This is a genomic window from Mesorhizobium sp. M7A.F.Ca.ET.027.02.1.1 (assembly GCF_004022985.1).
Classification (GTDB): domain Bacteria; phylum Pseudomonadota; class Alphaproteobacteria; order Rhizobiales; family Rhizobiaceae; genus Mesorhizobium.
Genome location: NZ_RZOL01000098.1, coordinates 1 through 17,144, shown reverse-complemented (window position 1 = coordinate 17,144; position 17,144 = coordinate 1). Strand labels below are relative to the sequence as shown.

Sequence of the window (17,144 nt, the reverse complement as noted above, 5' to 3'; positions counted from 1 at the left end):
GAAGAGGCCAGAATGAACAGCGGAAGAGAGTAGCAGCTCTCTGGTCGCGGCGAGGTGGATCGTCGACACGATCGGCACCTGGCCCGTGCGGGGATCGCACCGCAGCCAGCACCAGAGCCAGACCTTGACCGCTTGCCTTGCTCAGGCGCCACAACAACGAGTGGCTGGAAGCAGATCCACGTGAACTCAGCGATATCGATCAGACGATGCTTACCCTCATGAAAGCCGATCCCGACGCTGTCCAGCGCCGCGAAATCCTGACCAGCATATGGCGCATCGGATGCCACCGCCTGCACACTCACCATCGACATGCCGGAACTCGGAACCAAAGGCCGCAAGCCTCGCCGGCCTCGGCAAAATGGATCGGCCGCGCCTGGGCGGCCGGGCCAATGTTCGCCAGGCCCTCTACATGCCCGGCCCTTCGCCCTGCGCTTCAACCCCGACCTCAAGGCAAAATACCAGGCGCTAAAGGCGGCAGGCAAACCCGCAAAGGTCATCATCTTGTTGCGAAAGCTCCTCATCCTAGCAAACGCTCTCCTCAAGGCGCAGCGAAAATGGCCCCTAAAACCCTTGACCGAAACGGATACCTTAGCCTTTCAGGTGAGGCGGGCCGAGATAGACCAACCGCGGGTTTAACTTCGCGAGTTTAAGCTGATTATGCCGATGCAACTCTAGCGCCTGCGCGACCGTTTTAGCTTCCATCAACAAGGCGGCAGGGTGGGAGGAAGTACCCTCCCCTGCCGCGAACAAGCTTTGGACAAAGCCCCACCTTGTCCGTAATGTGATCGGGAGGCCGGGGCGCGGCGGTGCTCAGCGGATGTGACGCGCGAGATCTGCGACCCTACCCATCAGCACTTCCATCGGTCCTCGCTGGAAGACGCGCAGCCAAAGCACCGCAAAAGTGCTGATAACCACAACGAAGCCAAAGAGCGTGGACAGGCTCTCGTCTTTGAAAATGTTTATCTTCATAAGATAGGCTATTCCCGCAATGTGCAGCACATAGGCCGTCAAAGACATCGAGCCGACTGCGATTATTGGCCAGACCAGCTTTCGCAGACGCGGGAGCGCATCCACAGCGAGCATGCAAGCCGCCAAGATGATCATTGCGCAACCGGTGCTGCCCACGATCGAAAGCGTCGTTTCGCTATGAGGTGCGGCTATCCATGACGACTTGACTATAAATGACGACTTGGAAGGCTCAAAAGCGCCGTCAACGTCAGACCACCACAAGGAGGTTTCAGTCAAAGCGCGGGAACTCAGCGCGAGCAAGGATCCCCCATGGCCCAACACGGCCAGCGCGACCCCCGCCAGACCAAGGCGCCAATGCGCTGCTAGCGTATTAAGATTAAGGCGCGCGATGGCCATGCCAGCGATGAGGAAAGGAACCCAGGTCACCGCGGGATAGTAGCCGTTGACCATGAGGTTGAAGACCGGGTCGAGGAGGTTGGGGGCAACCGACAGAAGGGAGGAACGGACTTGCGGGAGAACTAATGCCGTAGCGGCAGCGATCAAGCCCAGCTGATATGCGCTGAGCCGATGGAGCGGCAATACCAACAAGAAGCAAATTCCGTAGTATTCTAGGATGACTTCGACCTGGGTACCGAGGCAGCCCAGGATTGAGCCAAGCGCGAGCAAAACAAGGGCACGAATTGCGACTCTGGCGATGGCCTGTCTACCGGCTATCCCCGACTTCGGCGCCTTGCGACCTGTAATCAGGAGGATTGAAAAACCGGCCAATACGGCAAACAGGGCCGACGGCCGCCCATGGGTTAGTTCCATCAGAAACCCGACTAGTCCTCCTTCGCCGGGGTCGGGACCGAGATGGGCGGCATACATCCCGAAGACAGCCAGGCCCCGAGCGAGGTCGATGCCGACCAGCCGATCTACTACCGACCCATTCCTAGCGTCGGCAACCGGTGCCTTCATTACCATGGTAGATTCCCTTGCTGGGTGTGTGGATCGCGGGAGCCGCGATAGGAGAGCCGGTCGGCTGCTGCCGTCGCCTCGTGAAAGGGTTCAAAACATCGCGCCATCTGGCGCATCGAGCCGGCGACAGAGCTGTTCAGCCATTAGCCTGGGGTAAGAACAACAGATCGGCTCACAAAGCCTGTGTCACGGACCTGAAAAGTGGTGTCGCGGAACCGTCGTTTTTTGCATGATGGCTAAGCCGAGAGATCCACTGCACCGACGAGAGACTCAGCGACGTTAGATATCCGATCAGTACGCCGCGGCTCCGCCGGTGACGATCACCCCGGGTGTCAAGGCCAGGGCGTAAACCTGCCATAATCTGTGGTAGTGCGCCCGCGACCAATCCGTTCGACAAAGCTCGGCGCATGGTCGAGCCAATCATATTCTTCCATGTGGCTGTTGCCTGAAAAACCGAAGACGCCGTTCGCTGGTCCAGCTGTTCCAGACCTCGGCCTGCGTCGGTCATTAGAACCGGCGCGCCTGTTTCCCAAATCAATTTGCTGATGCAGCCGCCGGGGGTCACATTGAGCAAAAGTGCCGAGGTCAGGACGGGTTTCATAGGGGCTCTTCGTTTGGCTTTGTTAACGACCCCTTTCTTGCAAGTTGTAGCTGACAGCAGCCTGAAAGCTCCCCAAATAATTCGCTGCCGCCGGTTCAGCCTATTGTCAGCTTCGACCAATAAGATGGGAGCCTTGCCCTCATACCGGAGCTCGGCAGCATGATGCGAATACTGCTCACTGAAGACGATAAGGACCTTGGAAGTGCTATGCACGATCATTTGGTGGCTGGTGGCCACGCGGTCGACTGGGCCAAGAACCTGTCCGAAGCGCGCGATTATGCAGCTGTGGTCGGCTACGACCTTATTTTGCTCGACGTTCACCTGCCGGACGGCAATGGGATCGACTATCTGCGGGAGCTGATCAAGGAACTTGAATCGGCACCGGTCATCATTCTGACAGCCTGCGATCGGATTTCGCATCGCATCGAGGGCTTCAACGCTGGAGCCGACGACTATTTGGTCAAGCCGTTCGATCTGGGGGAACTCTCAGCGCGTATCCATGCAGTGGCACGTCGCCATGGGCATTTTCCGGAGCCGCAATTTTCGGTTGGGACGCTTTCCATACAGGCAGCCGAGCGACGCCTCTTCCGCGACGGGCAGGAGGTCTACCTGACTTGACGCGGATGGGCGGTGCTCGACTACCGTCTGCCCCAGCCCTGCACGGTCGTTTCAAAAGGGAAGATCGTGGACGCGCTTTTCGGCAGACGGCGCTGATTCATACTCTAAAAGAAAATTCGGCTTCCAGTTGCCTTGGCCATGACTGCCCTTCCCGAAAGATGGGTGACAGTTCATTCCGGATAGATGGGTTACACTTTCGGCCCTTTGCAAGGAGAGCAAGGTGCCTTGGAAGGAGTGTAACGTCATGGAAGAGCGGCTGAAGTTCGTCGCCCGGCTGCTGGACGGCGAGAAGATGGCGGTGCTTTGCCGGGAGTTCGATATCTCGCGCAAGACCGGCTACAAGATCCTCACGCGCTACAACGACAGCGGCCTGGAGGGGCTGACGGACCGATCGCGGCGGCCCTATCGCCACGCCAATCAGCTTCCGTTTCAAATCGAGAAGCTGATTGTGCGCCTCAAGCAAGACAAGCCGACATGGGGTGCGCCGAAGATACGCGAGCGGCTGGCCCGGCTGTATCCGGATGTGCACCGGCCCGCGATCTCGACCGTGCATGCCGTGCTCGACCGCCGGCATGGTCGAGCGCCGCAAGCGCAGGCGCAACAGGGCGACGGGGACACCACTTTCAAACGGCTGTCGCCCTAACGATCTTTGGTGTGCCGACTACAAGGGCGAGTTCGGCAGAGAACACGGCCGGGACAGGGGATCACAAACACTTGACCGTTCCAGACCCTGGCAGTGGCGCATCGATTGACCGTTGGCTCTGTTCGTGGGCACCGAAAATAGGGCCTTCTTGGTCCTCGGCAGAGAATATGGCCCGGACGGGGGATAACAAACACTTGACCGTTCCAGACTCTGGCAGTGGCGCATCGATTGACCGTCGACTCTGTTCGCGAGCGCCGAAAATACGGACGACCCCTATGGTCAAAGTGCACTTCTGACCTGCTAGGCACTGTTCGATAACTGGAGGCACCCGCTACGGTGCCCTCGTATTTAAGACACCTGTCAGTTTCAAGCCTGGACATTGACGCGTGGCGCGGCTGCCATTCGTTGACCGCCACGTCGAATTGCCCGCCAACCAGTGTACAGCCGCCGGTGGTCACATTGAGCAAAAGTGCCGAGATCAGGAGGGGTTTCATAAGGCCTCTTCGTTTGGCTTTGTTAACGACCCCTTTCTTGCAATTGTAGCTGACAGCAGCCTGAAAGCCCCCAGATATTCGCTGGCGCCGGTTCAGCCTACTGTCAGCTTCGATCAATAAGGCAGGAGCCTTGCCCTCATACCGGAGCTCGGCAGCCTGATGCGAATACTGCTCATTGAAGACGACGACGACCTTAGAAGTGCTGTGCACGATCATTTGGTGGCTGGTGGCCACGCGGTCGACTGGGCCGAGGGCCTGTCCGGAGCGCGCGGTCATGCAGCTGTGGCCGGCTACGACGTTATTTTGCTCGACGTTCACCTGCCGGACGGCAATGGCATCGACTATCTGCGGGAGCTGATCAAGGGGCTTGATACAACGCCGGTCATCATTCTGACAGCCCGCGATCGGATTTCGCATCGCATCGAGGGGCTCAACGCTGGCGCCGACGACTATTTGGTCAAGCCGTTCGATCTGGGGGAACTCTCGGCACGCATCCGTGCAGTGGCACGTCGCCAAGGGCATTTTCCGGAGCCGCAATTTTCGGTTGGGACGCTTTCCATACAGGCAGCCGAGCGACGCCTCTTCCGCGACGGGCAGGAGGTCCACCTGTCTGGACGCGAATGGGCGGTGCTCGACTGCCTTCTACGCCAGCCCGGTTCGGTCGTTTCAAAGGGGAAGATCGAGCACGCGCTTTATTCATTCAATTCGGAGTTCGAGAGCAACACAGTGGAGGTTTATGTCAGCCGGCTCCGCAAGAAGATCGGCGGGGATAGAATAGCAACCGTGCGTGGCTTCGGATACAGGCTCGTGGTCACATGACGAACTCGAACAGCATGACGAGAAAGCTGATATCGTGGTTAGGCGGGGCAACGCTCCTGGTTTGGATCGCCGCCCCAACCATTGCTGCGTTCATTTTTTGCAATAATGTAAACGAAAGTTCGGATGACTTGCTCCAGGCGAGCGCAAAGTACAGACAACCAGAGCTGATCAAGGTCTTGAATGGAAAACACGTTGATCAATACAATAACCACTTGCAAACTTATGAAAAGTACTGGACCTATCGTGAGCAGGTTATTAATAAGTACGGGGTAGTGCTTATTTCTGAACCGGAAGAGGGTCAGCAGCCCTTCCCTGATGCTCCCCTGAGTAACGGCTTTTGGGGAAACGCTGATTACCGCGTCTACACAGAGCAGATCCAAGACGGCGTGTATCATCAGTTGGCCGAACCGCTTGATGGCCGCCGTACCACAATCGCGAAGGGCGCACTTTTTGTCTTCCTTCCGACACTCGTGCTCCTGCCCTTTAGCTTAGCTGTTTGGTGGATCGTGATCCGGCGCTCGCTGCGGCCAATCGAGGTACTGCGACAGCAGATCGGATCGCGCGACGGCGGCAATCTGTCACCAATGGACTTGAGCGATTTCCCGGCAGAGTTGGCTCCAATCGCGGCATCCGTCAATCGGCTTCTCGATCGTCTGCGGGCGGCTCTCGAGGCCGAACGCGAGTTCGCCGCAAACAGTGCGCATGAACTGCGCACGCCGATCGCAGGTTCAATCGCTCAGATGCAGAGATTAGTGGCCGAGCTCCCCAATGGGTCGGCCAAAATGCGTGCGCGCGGCATCGAGCAAGCGCTGTCGAGCCTTGGCCGCCTTGTCGAAAAAGTGCTTCAGCTCGCTCAAGCTGAATCGGGGGTTGGCATGGCGGATCACGCGATCGATCTTGTCCGATCGGTTCGGCTGGAAATCGACGACCTGAGGAAAAAGCCGCAATATGCCGGACGCCTGCATCTTAACGTCGACGGCTGCCCCACTTTGATGCGCAAAGTGGATGTCGATGCGTTTGGGATCCTCCTTCGTAACCTGATCGAGAATGCGCTGATACATGGACTGGCCACTGTTCCGACAACAGTTTCCGTCCAAACTGATGGAACCATCGCTATTGCAAACGCCGGACCGGTGGTGCCCCTCCCCGACCTCGAAGGGCTTACAAAGCGATTTAGTCGTGGTGCTACTCCTGCTGCGGGCTCAGGCCTTGGTCTACATATCGCTAACATGGTTATCCAGCGGATCGGTGGCAGTCTAGAGCTTGCGTCGCCCGCCCGCGGTCGCAATGATGGTTTCGAGGCGATCATACGAATTCCTCAATGACACCGGTGAATTCGACGACAGTTGGACACAGGGCGGATTGCTGGCAAGGCTGCTGACAGGGCGAACTGTACGGCAGTATGTATACGGCGTAGAAATCGTACTTCACACAACGCATTTCGGCCGCGGCAATCAATGCCGCTATCATCGTCTGAGCAGTTCGATCGAAGCGACACGACATGATCGGCAAAATCGAAGGCTCCGCCTCACCGCTCGCTCGATTTCGCCCGGGGAGAAAAAAGGCCATCCGAGAAAGTGCAAGCCGCCGCGCAAAGGCGACGTGTCCAATTGTCTGGGTGCCCCTGTGCGCCGGCCCGATCGGGTTGGCGGGGTCCAGTAAGGACCCGGACCAACCATTCCATTTAGACGACCGGCAGGTTTTAATCGGCGTCCGGATCGCCGTCCCAAAATGCCCCAAGTATACGGCTAGAAAGGCTGCCAACGATCGAGCTTTGGTCGGAGGCGTGCTTGTCAGCGTCTTGGGTGCTTGACCGGCCTTTGCAATGGCCATCGCCATCGCAAGTATCGTGCGTGGCCAGTGAGACCGCAATTTCATCAGCCTGGAGCCGACCGTATCGGTGCTTTTTTATGATTTAGGGATTTTTCGTTTTCCTCTTGGATCATCACGGGTTTGGAGAGGATCTGGTGTTAAGTGCCATTCGGAGCGCCGGCGAACCGCCCGAAATTAATGTGGTCGAGTGATGAAGCCTCCCGAATGCGTTAAACGAGACCCTTTATGGCGGCCCTGGCTGACAACAGTCTGAAAGCTGCAAGCGGCATGCGAAAATGGGGCGATCCTGAATGACGACAGATGCTATCAACATGAAAGAGGCTCGCCCTGAAAGCTGAGCACGCTTTATGCTCAGGCTGCTGACAAGGCCGAAGCAGCGTAAGTGCGTAGTGAAATCCAAGGTCCACATGGGTCGTCGCGCGTCCCGTGCGCCTGGGAAGGCGCCGGCCCGGCCAAGCTTTCCCAGCTCGTCCGCATGATGCTTCGCTGAGCGTCAATGGACGTTGGCGCGAGACCAAGGCGTCGTGCGTTGCAATCCGGACGGTCCAGGGTATCAGGAGTTTCACGGCCTCGGCCCGCTTGGCTGGCCACAGTTGAAGCTCCAACGTACCGGCTGGCACCGGGAAATTGGGCTCTGCGCTGCCTCAACGCTGATGGCACGGTCAATGCTTGCCTACCGATGGGGCCGCCCATGCCGTGATGCTGTCGGTCGACGTTCGCAAACCAGACCCTCGCGAGACCCAGCGAAGGGGCTCGCCGGTACGACGAGGGACCTTACCTCTTTATGCGCGGCATCATTATCGAGGATGACATGTTGCCTTACACGTCGTCCCTCGCGCTCGGGTCTTTGTGGGGCGGATGAAGTCCTGATCGCGGTGGCACTGCTGCATGTTTGCGTAAGACCCATCCAGTCACGATCGCGCTGTCCTTCGATGTCGCGGTGCTGATAGGCGGGCAGATCGGTGTGCGCGGCGCCCGCCAAAGGATCGTCGTCACGCCGGAGGAGGCGAGCGTCATAGCCGGCGCGCCGGCGAAAGGCGCTTTCTGTCGGATGCCCGACAATGTCGGATATCGCAAGTATCAAGGTTGGATCAAACCTTGCGAATCGGGGCTTTCTTACTTGGCACGGGGCATGCTCAGGTATCCGCAAACACCCAATGGATAACGAGCAGACTTCCCATGGCCTCACCATGCCGAAAGTTTCCCGGACGCATCCAAAGATGAGGCTCGCGTCAGGCCCAGCAACACGCTGACGGCTCACGTGGCTCGGCGTCGCGTGCCGATCCACTTTCTCCCAATAGGCGTTCGGGAGACATAGATCCTTCAAAATGAGGAACAGATCACTTTGCCGGGAACGCAGCCCATAACCCCACTCTCCCTATCAGAACTACCAAGCAAGCCCCGCACTCATGGGCTTCGCAGGACGTCCGTTGCGTCCGAGTTGGTCGGCGCGGGGACGGCTCCGATCCCCGTCGCATGGGAGGACGGCAAGGCGAGGGATTTCGTGCTCGACAACGGCATGGAGGTGGTCGTCATTCCCAACCACCGGGCGCCGATCGTCACCCACATGGTGTGGTACAAGATCGGCAGCGCCGACGAGCCGCCGGGCAAATCCGGCATTGCCCATTTTTTCGAGCATCTGATGTTCAAGGCGACGACCAACCATGCGGCCGGCGAATTCGACCGCGCAGTGTTCGAGATCGGCGGCTCGCAAAATGCCTTCACCTCCTCCGACTACACCGCCTTCTATCAGACAGTGGCGCCGTCGGCGCTCGAGCTGATGATGAGCTTCGAGGCCGACCGAATGCGAAACCTCATCCTGACCGACGATGTCGTCAAGACCGAGCGCGACGTGGTCATCGAGGAGCGCCGCTCAAGCACCGACACTAACCCGCAGGACGTGCTCCATGAGGAGATCGACGCGACGCTGTGGCAGAACCAGCCCTATCGCATCCCGATCATCGGCTGGATGCAGGAGATCGAGCAGCTGAACCGCGTCGACGCCAAGGCCTTTTACGACAAATATTACACGCCCAACAACTCCGTGCTGATCGTGGCCGGCGATGTCGAGCCGGAGACGGTGAAGGTGCTGACCGAGAAGACCTATGGCAAGGTGGCGCGCGGACCTGACCTGCCGCCGCGCATCCGGCCGGTTGAGCCCGAGCAGAACACCAGGCGCACCGTCACGCTCTCAGACGCCCGCGTCAGCGTGCCCAGTTTTTCGACGCAGTGGGTGGTGCCGTCCTACCACACCGCCAAGCCGGGCGAGGCCGAAGCGCTCGACCTGCTGGCCGAAATTCTCGGCGGCGGTAACCGCGGCCGGCTCTACCAGGCGCTCGCTGTCCAGCAAGGTATCGCTTCCAGCGCCCGCGTCTATTTCCAGGGCACTATGCTCGACGACACCAAGTTCGCCATCTATGGCGCACCGCGCGGCGATGCCAAGCTGGCTGATCTCGAAGCGGCGGCCGCTGCCGAAGTCGCCCGCATTGCCGAGGATGGTGTCAGCAACGAGGAACTAGGCAAGGCCAAGGACCACTACTTGCGCAATATGATCTTTGCGGAAGACAACCTGGACTGGCTCGCCAGCATCTACGGCTCGACGCTGGCCACCGGCGGTACCGTGAAGGATGTCGAGGAACGGCCGAATCGATTTCCACTGTGTGGTCCTCCACCAGCCAGGCGATGATGCCCTTTTCGGACTTCACCTCCTGGATGTTCATCGCAGCATGGGGCCGAGCGCCGAGCGCATCCGCAAGGTTACCCCCGAGCAAATCAAAGCAGTTGCCGCCCGCTATCTCGCGTTCGACCGTTCGACCACGGGCTATCTCTTGCCCAAGACGGAGAATCAAGAGATGACGGTCAACATCGGCTTTGCCTTCAAGGGCGGCACCAAGCAGGACCCGGTCGGGAAGGAGGGGATGGCCAAACTGATGGCCGGCCTGTTCATCGAAGGCGCTGGCCATTACGACAGCGATGCCTTCCAGGTGAAGCTCGACCATGCCGGCGCCGAAATGAGTTTGGACGCGCAAAGCGACGACATCTACGGATCGATGTGCATGCTTTCCAAAAAGCAGGACGCGGCGTTCGGCCTGCTTCGGCTCGCGCTGAACGCGCCGCGCTTCGAGCAGGGGCCGATCGATCGCGTCCGCGCCGAGATTGTCTCCCGCATCGTCGGCAGCGAGCGAGACCCTAACGCCATCGCTCAGCGCAAATGGCTGCGCGCGATCTATGGCGCGCATCCTTGTTCAAGGCCGGGAAAAGGCACAAAAGAGAGCCTCCCCGGCATCACGCCGTCCGACCTCCGCGCCTTCCACCAGGCCATTTTCGCTCGCGACGGGCTCCATATTGCCGTGGTGGGTGACATTGACGCGAACACGTTGAGGGAAAGGCTTGACCAGCTGTTTGGTGATTTGCCTGAGCAACAAACCCTCGTCCCCGTCTACGATGTCGCGCCGAAACTCGGTCAACTGGTGGAGGAGAACTACGACCTGCCGCAGACTTCGCTGACGTTGGCCTGGCCTGGCGTGAAGCCTAGCGCGCCGGATTTCTACGCGGCCGTGCTGCTGAACGACATCCTTGGCGGCTCATACTTGACTTCCCGCCTTTACGAGGAGGTACGTCAAAAACGCGGCCTTGCCTATCACGTCAGCTCTGAACTAACCCTTGACTCGCTTCTGGTTACGACAGAGACACGCTCGGACTGCGCTGCCCAAACACTGAGCATCGTGCGAGATGTGGTAAAGCAGATGGCGCAGCAAGGACCGACCGGGGCCGAGCTCAAGGCGGCGAAGAAGCACCTGATCGGCGCCTATGCCATCGACCAACTGGGCTCGACCCGCTCGATTGCAGACCGGCTCCTGGATTTGCAGATTCACAAGGCCGACGTCGACTACAACCAGCGTCGCGCCCGCAGCATCGGTCGGGTGACGCTCAAACAGGTCAAGGCGGCGGCCAAAAAGCTGCTTTCGGCCGAGCCCGCCATTTTGGTGGTCGGCCCGCCGCTGGGCGGCAAGGATGAGTAAAGAAACTCATCACACCTTCCTTCTTCATCGGGGCTTCTCGTGGGAAGAGCGTTGGAGGCCCGTGGGCCAAGCAGATCATGCAGACGCGCGGAGTCGTTTTCGCCGACCTTGCGCGGCATTGGCGGTCCGGCGGCCTCTCGCCGAAATGGCGCTCCTCAGCATGTATGCCGCCTTTTTGCAGAATTCAGTCGCACGCCACCAGCAGGCATGGTGGATGAAGCAAACATCCGACTGCTTAATCCATCAATTGATGAACCGCGGGCACTCAAACTAACGAAACTGCTGTCTTTTCATCGGGCTAGCGTGGTCTACCAGCTGCTTTGCCGAGGCCCTACGACGAACCCACTGGTGCAGAATACACACTGACGGCCTGTCGACCTGGATGTTCGCTGCGTTGAGGAGGAATCCGGTATTGCCCCTGTGCCTGCCGATGATCCGCCGTCTGAAATCCCCGCACCTGTTTGGAGCCATCGACCGCCTGCCGGCACTCGGCAGACCAGTTGGCAATAAGACGTTCGAGGTCGTCAATCCGTCGACCGGCGAAGTTTTGGCAGAGCTTCCCGATATGGGCGTGGAGGAGACACGTGCTGCGGTAGACAAGGCCTATGTTGCGCAGTCGGGATGGGCCGCGTTGACGGCCCGAGAACGTAGCGACGTTCTTTGGCGATGGCATCAGCTGATCATCGACCATGCAGGCGATCTCGCCGCGATTCTGACTGCGGAAATGGGCAAGCCGCTTGCCGAAGCCATTTCAGAGGTATCGCATGCGGCGGCGTATCTGCAATGGTATGCCGAAGAGGCCAATCGCGTCTATGGCGAGACGATCTCGGCACCCTCGACAGACCGCCGAATGCTAGTGATCAAGCAGCCCATCGGCGTTGTTGGCACGATCACGCCATGGAATTTCCCGGCCTCCATGGTGGCGCGCAAAATCTCGCCGGCCTTGGCTGCGGGCTGCACAATCGTGCTCAAGCCCGCTGAACAGACGCCGCTCGTGGCTGGCGCAATGTTCGCCCTCGCCCATCAGGCCGGCTTTCCCGATGGCGTGGTCAACCTGATCTATGCGTCCGAAGGTGATCGCGTGGGCCGTGAACTCTGCACCAATTCCAAGATTCGAAAGATCAGCTTCACCGGTTCGACCGAGGTCGGACGGCTGCTGATGCGTCAGTGCTCTGACCAGATCAAGAAGGTCAGCCTTGAACTCGGCGGCAATGCACCTTTCATCATCTTCGATGATGCCGACATTGACGGTGCTGTTGACGGTGCGGTCCAGGCGAAGTTCCGCAATGCCGGCCAGACCTGCGTTTCCGCGAACCGCATTTACGTCCAATCGAGCGTTCACGATGAGTCCGCCGAGAAATTGTGGAGAAGGTCCGGCACTTATCAGTGGTCCGACGTCTACTCCCGGAGCGAAGCCGTCGCCAACCCAAGATCGAGTCCCACATCGCAGATGATAATTCGATGCGGGGCCGAACGATAAATATGCATGCTTTGGCCACCCCGAGGCAGGGCTCATTGAGATGATCCGACCGCCTTGGAACAAAGATGGGGTAGAGCAGATGAAGCGTTGGCAGCGTGTCTCCATTCGACGCGAGCGCTTAGGATGGGATCACGATCATTCGCATCACGCGCAGCCGCAAGGGCGATGCCATGGCTACTTTGGAATCGTTGAAGTGGTTTGAGCCGGACAGTCACAAATACACCCGTTACGCCGCGGCTCAGGAAACGGGGCGGCGTCCGGCGGTGGAGGTGCTCGCTGACTTAAAAAGGGTGCGGGCAGTCGTTGCGCTTGAGAGCGACGACATTTGGGATCCGGCACGGGGTGACCTGCTGCCAATCGGCAGTTAACAGGGTCCGACAAAAGTGTGCACAACATGCTGCTGAAGTGGCCTCCGGAAGCGCTACCGGAAGTTACGCGTCTTGAACTTGATAGGGTCGATATGGTCATACTGCATCGACGATGTCGCGCCCCTTCGGCATGCCGCGCGGATCGATGCCCGATCCGCCGTGATGAGCCTCGTCCCTCGGCCGTGCGGCAACGGAAACGGCGTCTTGCGGTTTCCCACGCTGGCCAGCCCGGCCGACAGATCGGTCAGCTCGTGGGCGACGAGGTGCACCACCTCCTCTTCCGTCGGATGCGTCCGCGGACGCCGAGCATGGCCGAAGCAAGAAGCACGCGCCGGAATTTCTCGAGAGATCTTGACCCAGACGACGACGTTTGCCGCACCCGTCTCATCCTCCAGAGGAACATGAAGCCTTTGGCCGAGCCCGGCCGCTGCCGGACCAGCACCAGGCCGGCGGCCTCGAGCCAGCTTCTGCCTCGCGCCTGCATAGCATCCTGACAGGTCACGGTGCGGCGCCGGTTAGGCGGCACGCCGATTTTGGCAACGCTAGCCTGTGAACTGAAGAATGAAGGTCGGACTTGCGGCACATCGATTAGGTTCAAATGATAAGTTGCTGCCCGGCGAGGTCGTTTCAGCGCATCTCGACTGGTGGGTCGGCAAGACAATGCGGAACGGAAATGATCGCAGGCGTAAAGGACGGCTTTCGGGGCCGGAAGCTTCAGGCCTGGAACCGGACCCCAGTTTGGCGCAAGCATCGTGGCCTCCGCCCGGTCAGGCATTCACCGGCTCGCGAAATGCCAATTGATTCTGCTTAACCGGGCATACCTAAACGGCCACTTGCGTTCCGATCTCGACCACACGTCCGGTCGGGATCTGGAAATACTCCGTCGCGTCGGCGGCCGTGCGCGCCAAGCCGATGAACAGCTTGTCCTGCCACACCGGCATGCCGGAGTTGGGTGACGCCTTGAGCGAGCGACGCGACAGGAAGAAGGACGTCGTCATGATGTCGAACTTCCAACCCTGCTTGCGGCAGATCGCCAGCGCACGCGGGATGTTAGGCTGTTCCATGTAGCCGAAGGTCAGTGTCACCCGCATGAACAGCTCATTGATCGTTTCCATCTTGATCCGCTCGCTGTCGGGCACCACGGGCTGCTGCGCCGTCACCACAGAGAGGATGACGTTCTGTTCGTGCAGCGCCTTGTAGTGCTTCAGGCTGTGCATCAACGCGGTCGGCGCACTGGCGGGATCGCTGGTCAGGAACACGGCCGTACCGGACACCAGCTGCGGTTTCTTCTTCAACAGATTGCCCGCAAGGAAATCGAGCGGAATCTGGTTCCTGCGCGTCTTGTCAAATAGATACCTGCTGCCTCTTATCCAAGTCCACATGGTCATCACGATCACTGCGGCAATGGCAAGCGAGGCCCAGCCGCCTTCGAATACCTTGACGATGTTAGCTGCAAAGAAGCCGGTATCGATGAAGACGAACACCGCCATTAAGGCTATCGCGACGCCGAGCGGCCATTTCCAGATGCGCGTCATCACAACAAAAAGCAGTATGTTCGTCACCAGCATATTGCCGGTCACCGAAATACCGTAGGCCGAGGCCAGCCGGCTGGATTCGCCGAAGCCGACCACCAGCAGCATCACCACCAGCGCCAGCATCAGGTTGATGCGCGGCAGATAGATCTGGCCCGACTGTTTTTCCGACGTGTGCTGGATGACGAAACGCGGCAGCATGTTGAGCTGTACCGCTTGCCTGGTCAGCGAAAAGGCGCCGGAGATCACCGCCTGGCAGGCGATCACGGTCGCCGCCGTGGCAAGCACGACCATCGGAATAAGCGTCCAGCCCTGGTTCATCTCGAAGAACGGATGACCGACAACGCCGCCATTTGCCAGCACGAAGGCGCCTTGCCCGACATAATTGAGCAACAGACAAGGGAACACGATCGCCAGCCAGGCGAGCACGATCGGCTTGCGGCCGAAATGGCCGAGGTCGGCGTAGAGCGCCTCGGCTCCGGTGACGGCGAGGAAGACTGCACCAACCGTAACGAAGGCGACGTCAGGCGAGTTGACCAGGAACGACACGATGTAATGCGGGCTGATTGCCAGCAGGATTTCCGGGTCGTCCATGATGTGGTTGAGCCCGGAAAGGCCGATGGCCAGGAACCACAGCGCGGTAACGGGTCCGAACACCAATCCTACGCCGCCGGTGCCAAACCGCTGTACCGCAAACACGATCGCCAGGATGGCCAGTGTCAGCGGCACCACATAGGGCTGGAACGTCGGCGTGACGACATTCATACCTTCGACCGCCGACAGTACCGAGATTGCCGGCGTAATGACGGCGTCGCCAAAAAAAAGCGCCGCGCCGACGATGCCGATGCCGATGCCGATGCCGAGGATCACCGCAGAGCAGGTCGGGAAACTGTTGCGCGCCAGCGCCATAAGCGACAGCACTCCGCCCTCGCCTCGATTGTCGGCGCGGAGCACGAACATGATGTATTTGATCGTCACGGTGATCGTCAGGGACCAGATGATCAGCGAGAGTACGCCGAGGATGTCGCCACGGCTGGCGACGTTGCCACCCGCTGATGCATGCAACGCCTCGCGAAATGCATAGATCGGGCTGGTGCCTATATCGCCATAAACGACACCTAGTGCGCCCGACATCAGCGCCTTGGTGCTGTGCTGCTCGACCTCAGAATGGCTCGATTGTTCGACAGGTTCTGCCTCGTTACCAGCATTGGTAAGGGCCATGGACGACACTCCGATAAGCGCGCGGTGCTCTACGCTTGCTGCACTGCAATATCAAGTTCCGTCACGTAATGTCTGCCGTCTCGCCTGTCGTTGCTCGCCTTGGTAGACTCGCCAGCCCGCAGCCCTACCGAGCAGCAATAGCGCCCCGGCAGAACCCTCAATCGCCCAGATCAATGAATGGTTATCGCCCACAGTGCCCCCCCGCGATGCGGCCGATGGCGACCAGGGTGTCGTGGGCGCACAAGGATGGCGCTTTCCTGATGACGCCGTGCTCCAGGTGTGATCGCACCGTTGCTGCGCAAGCCATTTACTTGCTCGTCCCAGCGAGGACCGTGGCCAACTGGAACGCAGGGCCACGCCGCTCACCGGCCGCACTTTGCGGCGCAGATAACGATTCGATCTCCGCGGCGAGATTCTGGTTGAAGAAGCCACCAAGCTTGTCGAAGGACACACGGTCGTAATATCGACATGCCAGTATCCGCAACCCAGAAAAGCTCCTTGGGCTCCGCTGCGCGCGCCACGAACAACCCGATCTTCTCTGCGAAGAGGACGCCGTAATCCTTCAGGTTGAAGCCAAACCGGGGGGCGGCCGTGACGTATGGGCGAAGGGCTAGGAGGCGGGTTCGGTGAGGAACGGCATTGATGTCCACGCCGTCTCCTGGAAAGACAGAGGAATGCGGTGTCACCGACTGGCGCCGGAGGTTGATCCGGTGATTAGGAGGAGCACTCGTTGTCGGATTCTCGACGATGTCGGACATCTGACACAACGCTGCCAGAGCGATCACGTTGTTCCGAAACGATTTTCCCAGTTGGCACGACAATTGCGGTCCTATGCGCAAAAGCACTGCGATGCCGCACCGACTGGAAGAACTCATCAATGATCACGCTTTTCGAACATGTGGGCGCCGCTACCAACACTAAGCGTTCCCGATCAAACGGAAGCCTCTATCCCTTCTTTCTGAAGGCTGTCCGGACATGAACGCATTTGATGTCCGTCCAACGCTGGATGCTCCCGACGACGATCTCTATCTTTGGCTTGAAGATGTGGAAGGCGAGCGGGCACTTGCCTGGGCCGCCGGCCAGTCGGCAAAGACCCTGAAGCACTTCAGTGGAACGCAGTTCGAGCGCGACCGCGCGACTCTGAAGGCAGGCCTGTTCCCTAAGCGGCGTCGCATCTCCCCCGGCCGAGTCGCATGGCTTGAATCCGATATCAGGGCTTGGATGGAAACTAGATCTGAGAGCCGCACCGCATGAATGTAGCCTCCCAATATCTTCTCCCGTCTGTGGCGCATCACGAAGCCGGGCACGCGGTGGCCGCCATCGTTTTGCACCGTCAGATGTTCGACGACGACCGTGAACTCCCTGCTTTCTCAAGTGTTAGTATTTACCCCGACGCCGGTGACGGAGAGTGCGGTGGTTTTGTCGAAGGCACGGTTTTCTATTCAGCGCAAGGATTCACCTCGGAGCTAAAGCCGATTTTCGAGAACGATATGGATCGACATTTCCAACGCGATGAAGCGATCCAAGAGATAGTTGCGTGTCTGGCAGGTCCTTTTGCAGAATCCGCATTCGAAGGCTATCTGGACC

10 protein-coding genes and 4 pseudogenes are annotated in these 17,144 nt (G+C 59.3%); 10 read left to right on the top strand and 4 right to left on the bottom strand.

All coding sequences use genetic code 11. The features are described from left to right. Positions 1-311, bottom strand: a 311-nt coding sequence (locus tag EN749_RS38215) for a hypothetical protein (protein WP_210214719.1), incomplete at its 3' end; no start/stop codon positions are given. Positions 312-810: 499 nt separating this feature from the next. Then, positions 811-1,932 (bottom strand): DUF418 domain-containing protein, encoded by a 1,122-nt coding sequence (locus tag EN749_RS13585; protein ID WP_024505387.1) that lies wholly within the window; start codon positions 1,930-1,932, stop codon positions 811-813. 754 nt (positions 1,933-2,686) lie between these two features. Between EN749_RS13585 and EN749_RS13580 the strand changes: the two genes are divergently transcribed. The 8 genes and pseudogenes from EN749_RS13580 to EN749_RS13545 form a co-directional block, all read left to right on the top strand. After that, complete coding sequence (locus tag EN749_RS13580; protein ID WP_224570033.1) at positions 2,687-3,145, top strand: response regulator transcription factor; 459 nt, start codon at positions 2,687-2,689, stop codon at positions 3,143-3,145. Positions 3,146-3,389: 244 nt separating this feature from the next. Further along, positions 3,390-3,822, top strand: a pseudogene (locus EN749_RS13575) (helix-turn-helix domain-containing protein); the annotation flags it as partial. 619 nt (positions 3,823-4,441) lie between these two features. After that, positions 4,442-5,101 (top strand): response regulator transcription factor, encoded by a 660-nt coding sequence (locus EN749_RS13570; RefSeq protein ID WP_128363310.1) that lies wholly within the window; start codon positions 4,442-4,444, stop codon positions 5,099-5,101. A 14-nt stretch (positions 5,102-5,115) separates the two neighbouring features. Continuing rightward, entirely contained in the window at positions 5,116-6,426 is a 1,311-nt protein-coding gene (locus tag EN749_RS13565) for a HAMP domain-containing sensor histidine kinase (RefSeq protein WP_167508672.1), read from the top strand. A 1,400-nt stretch (positions 6,427-7,826) separates the two neighbouring features. Beyond that, a complete protein-coding gene (locus EN749_RS13560; RefSeq protein WP_024505391.1) occupies positions 7,827-8,099 on the top strand; it encodes a hypothetical protein in 273 nt (90 codons plus the stop codon). A gap of 276 nt (positions 8,100-8,375) precedes the next feature. Continuing rightward, positions 8,376-9,777 (top strand): annotated as a pseudogene (locus tag EN749_RS13555) (pitrilysin family protein); the annotation flags it as partial. After that, on the top strand, positions 9,763-10,956 hold the full coding sequence (locus EN749_RS13550; RefSeq protein ID WP_348527596.1) for a pitrilysin family protein: 1,194 nt from the start codon (positions 9,763-9,765) through the stop codon (positions 10,954-10,956). The pseudogene EN749_RS13555 and the gene EN749_RS13550, both read left to right, overlap by 15 nt. A gap of 382 nt (positions 10,957-11,338) precedes the next feature. Continuing rightward, a pseudogene (locus EN749_RS13545) lies at positions 11,339-12,316 on the top strand (aldehyde dehydrogenase family protein); the annotation flags it as partial. A gap of 541 nt (positions 12,317-12,857) precedes the next feature. Here EN749_RS13545 and EN749_RS13540 read toward each other — a convergent pair. Further along, positions 12,858-13,318 (bottom strand): annotated as a pseudogene (locus tag EN749_RS13540) (OB-fold nucleic acid binding domain-containing protein); the annotation flags it as partial. Positions 13,319-13,625: 307 nt separating this feature from the next. After that, the gene (locus EN749_RS13535) at positions 13,626-15,557 is read right to left on the bottom strand and encodes a potassium transporter Kup (RefSeq protein ID WP_126080677.1); all 1,932 of its coding nucleotides are present in this window, start codon (positions 15,555-15,557) and stop codon (positions 13,626-13,628) included. A 975-nt stretch (positions 15,558-16,532) separates the two neighbouring features. On the opposite strand from EN749_RS13535, the gene EN749_RS39430 reads away from it, so the two are divergent. Both EN749_RS39430 and EN749_RS13525 read left to right on the top strand, forming a co-directional pair. Next, positions 16,533-16,811, top strand: coding sequence for an AlpA family phage regulatory protein (locus tag EN749_RS39430; protein WP_063169289.1), 279 nt, complete (start codon positions 16,533-16,535; stop codon positions 16,809-16,811). After that, the coding region (locus EN749_RS13525; protein ID WP_145990914.1) for a hypothetical protein at positions 16,808-17,144 on the top strand (337 nt) is incomplete at its 3' end. The genes EN749_RS39430 and EN749_RS13525, both read left to right, overlap by 4 nt.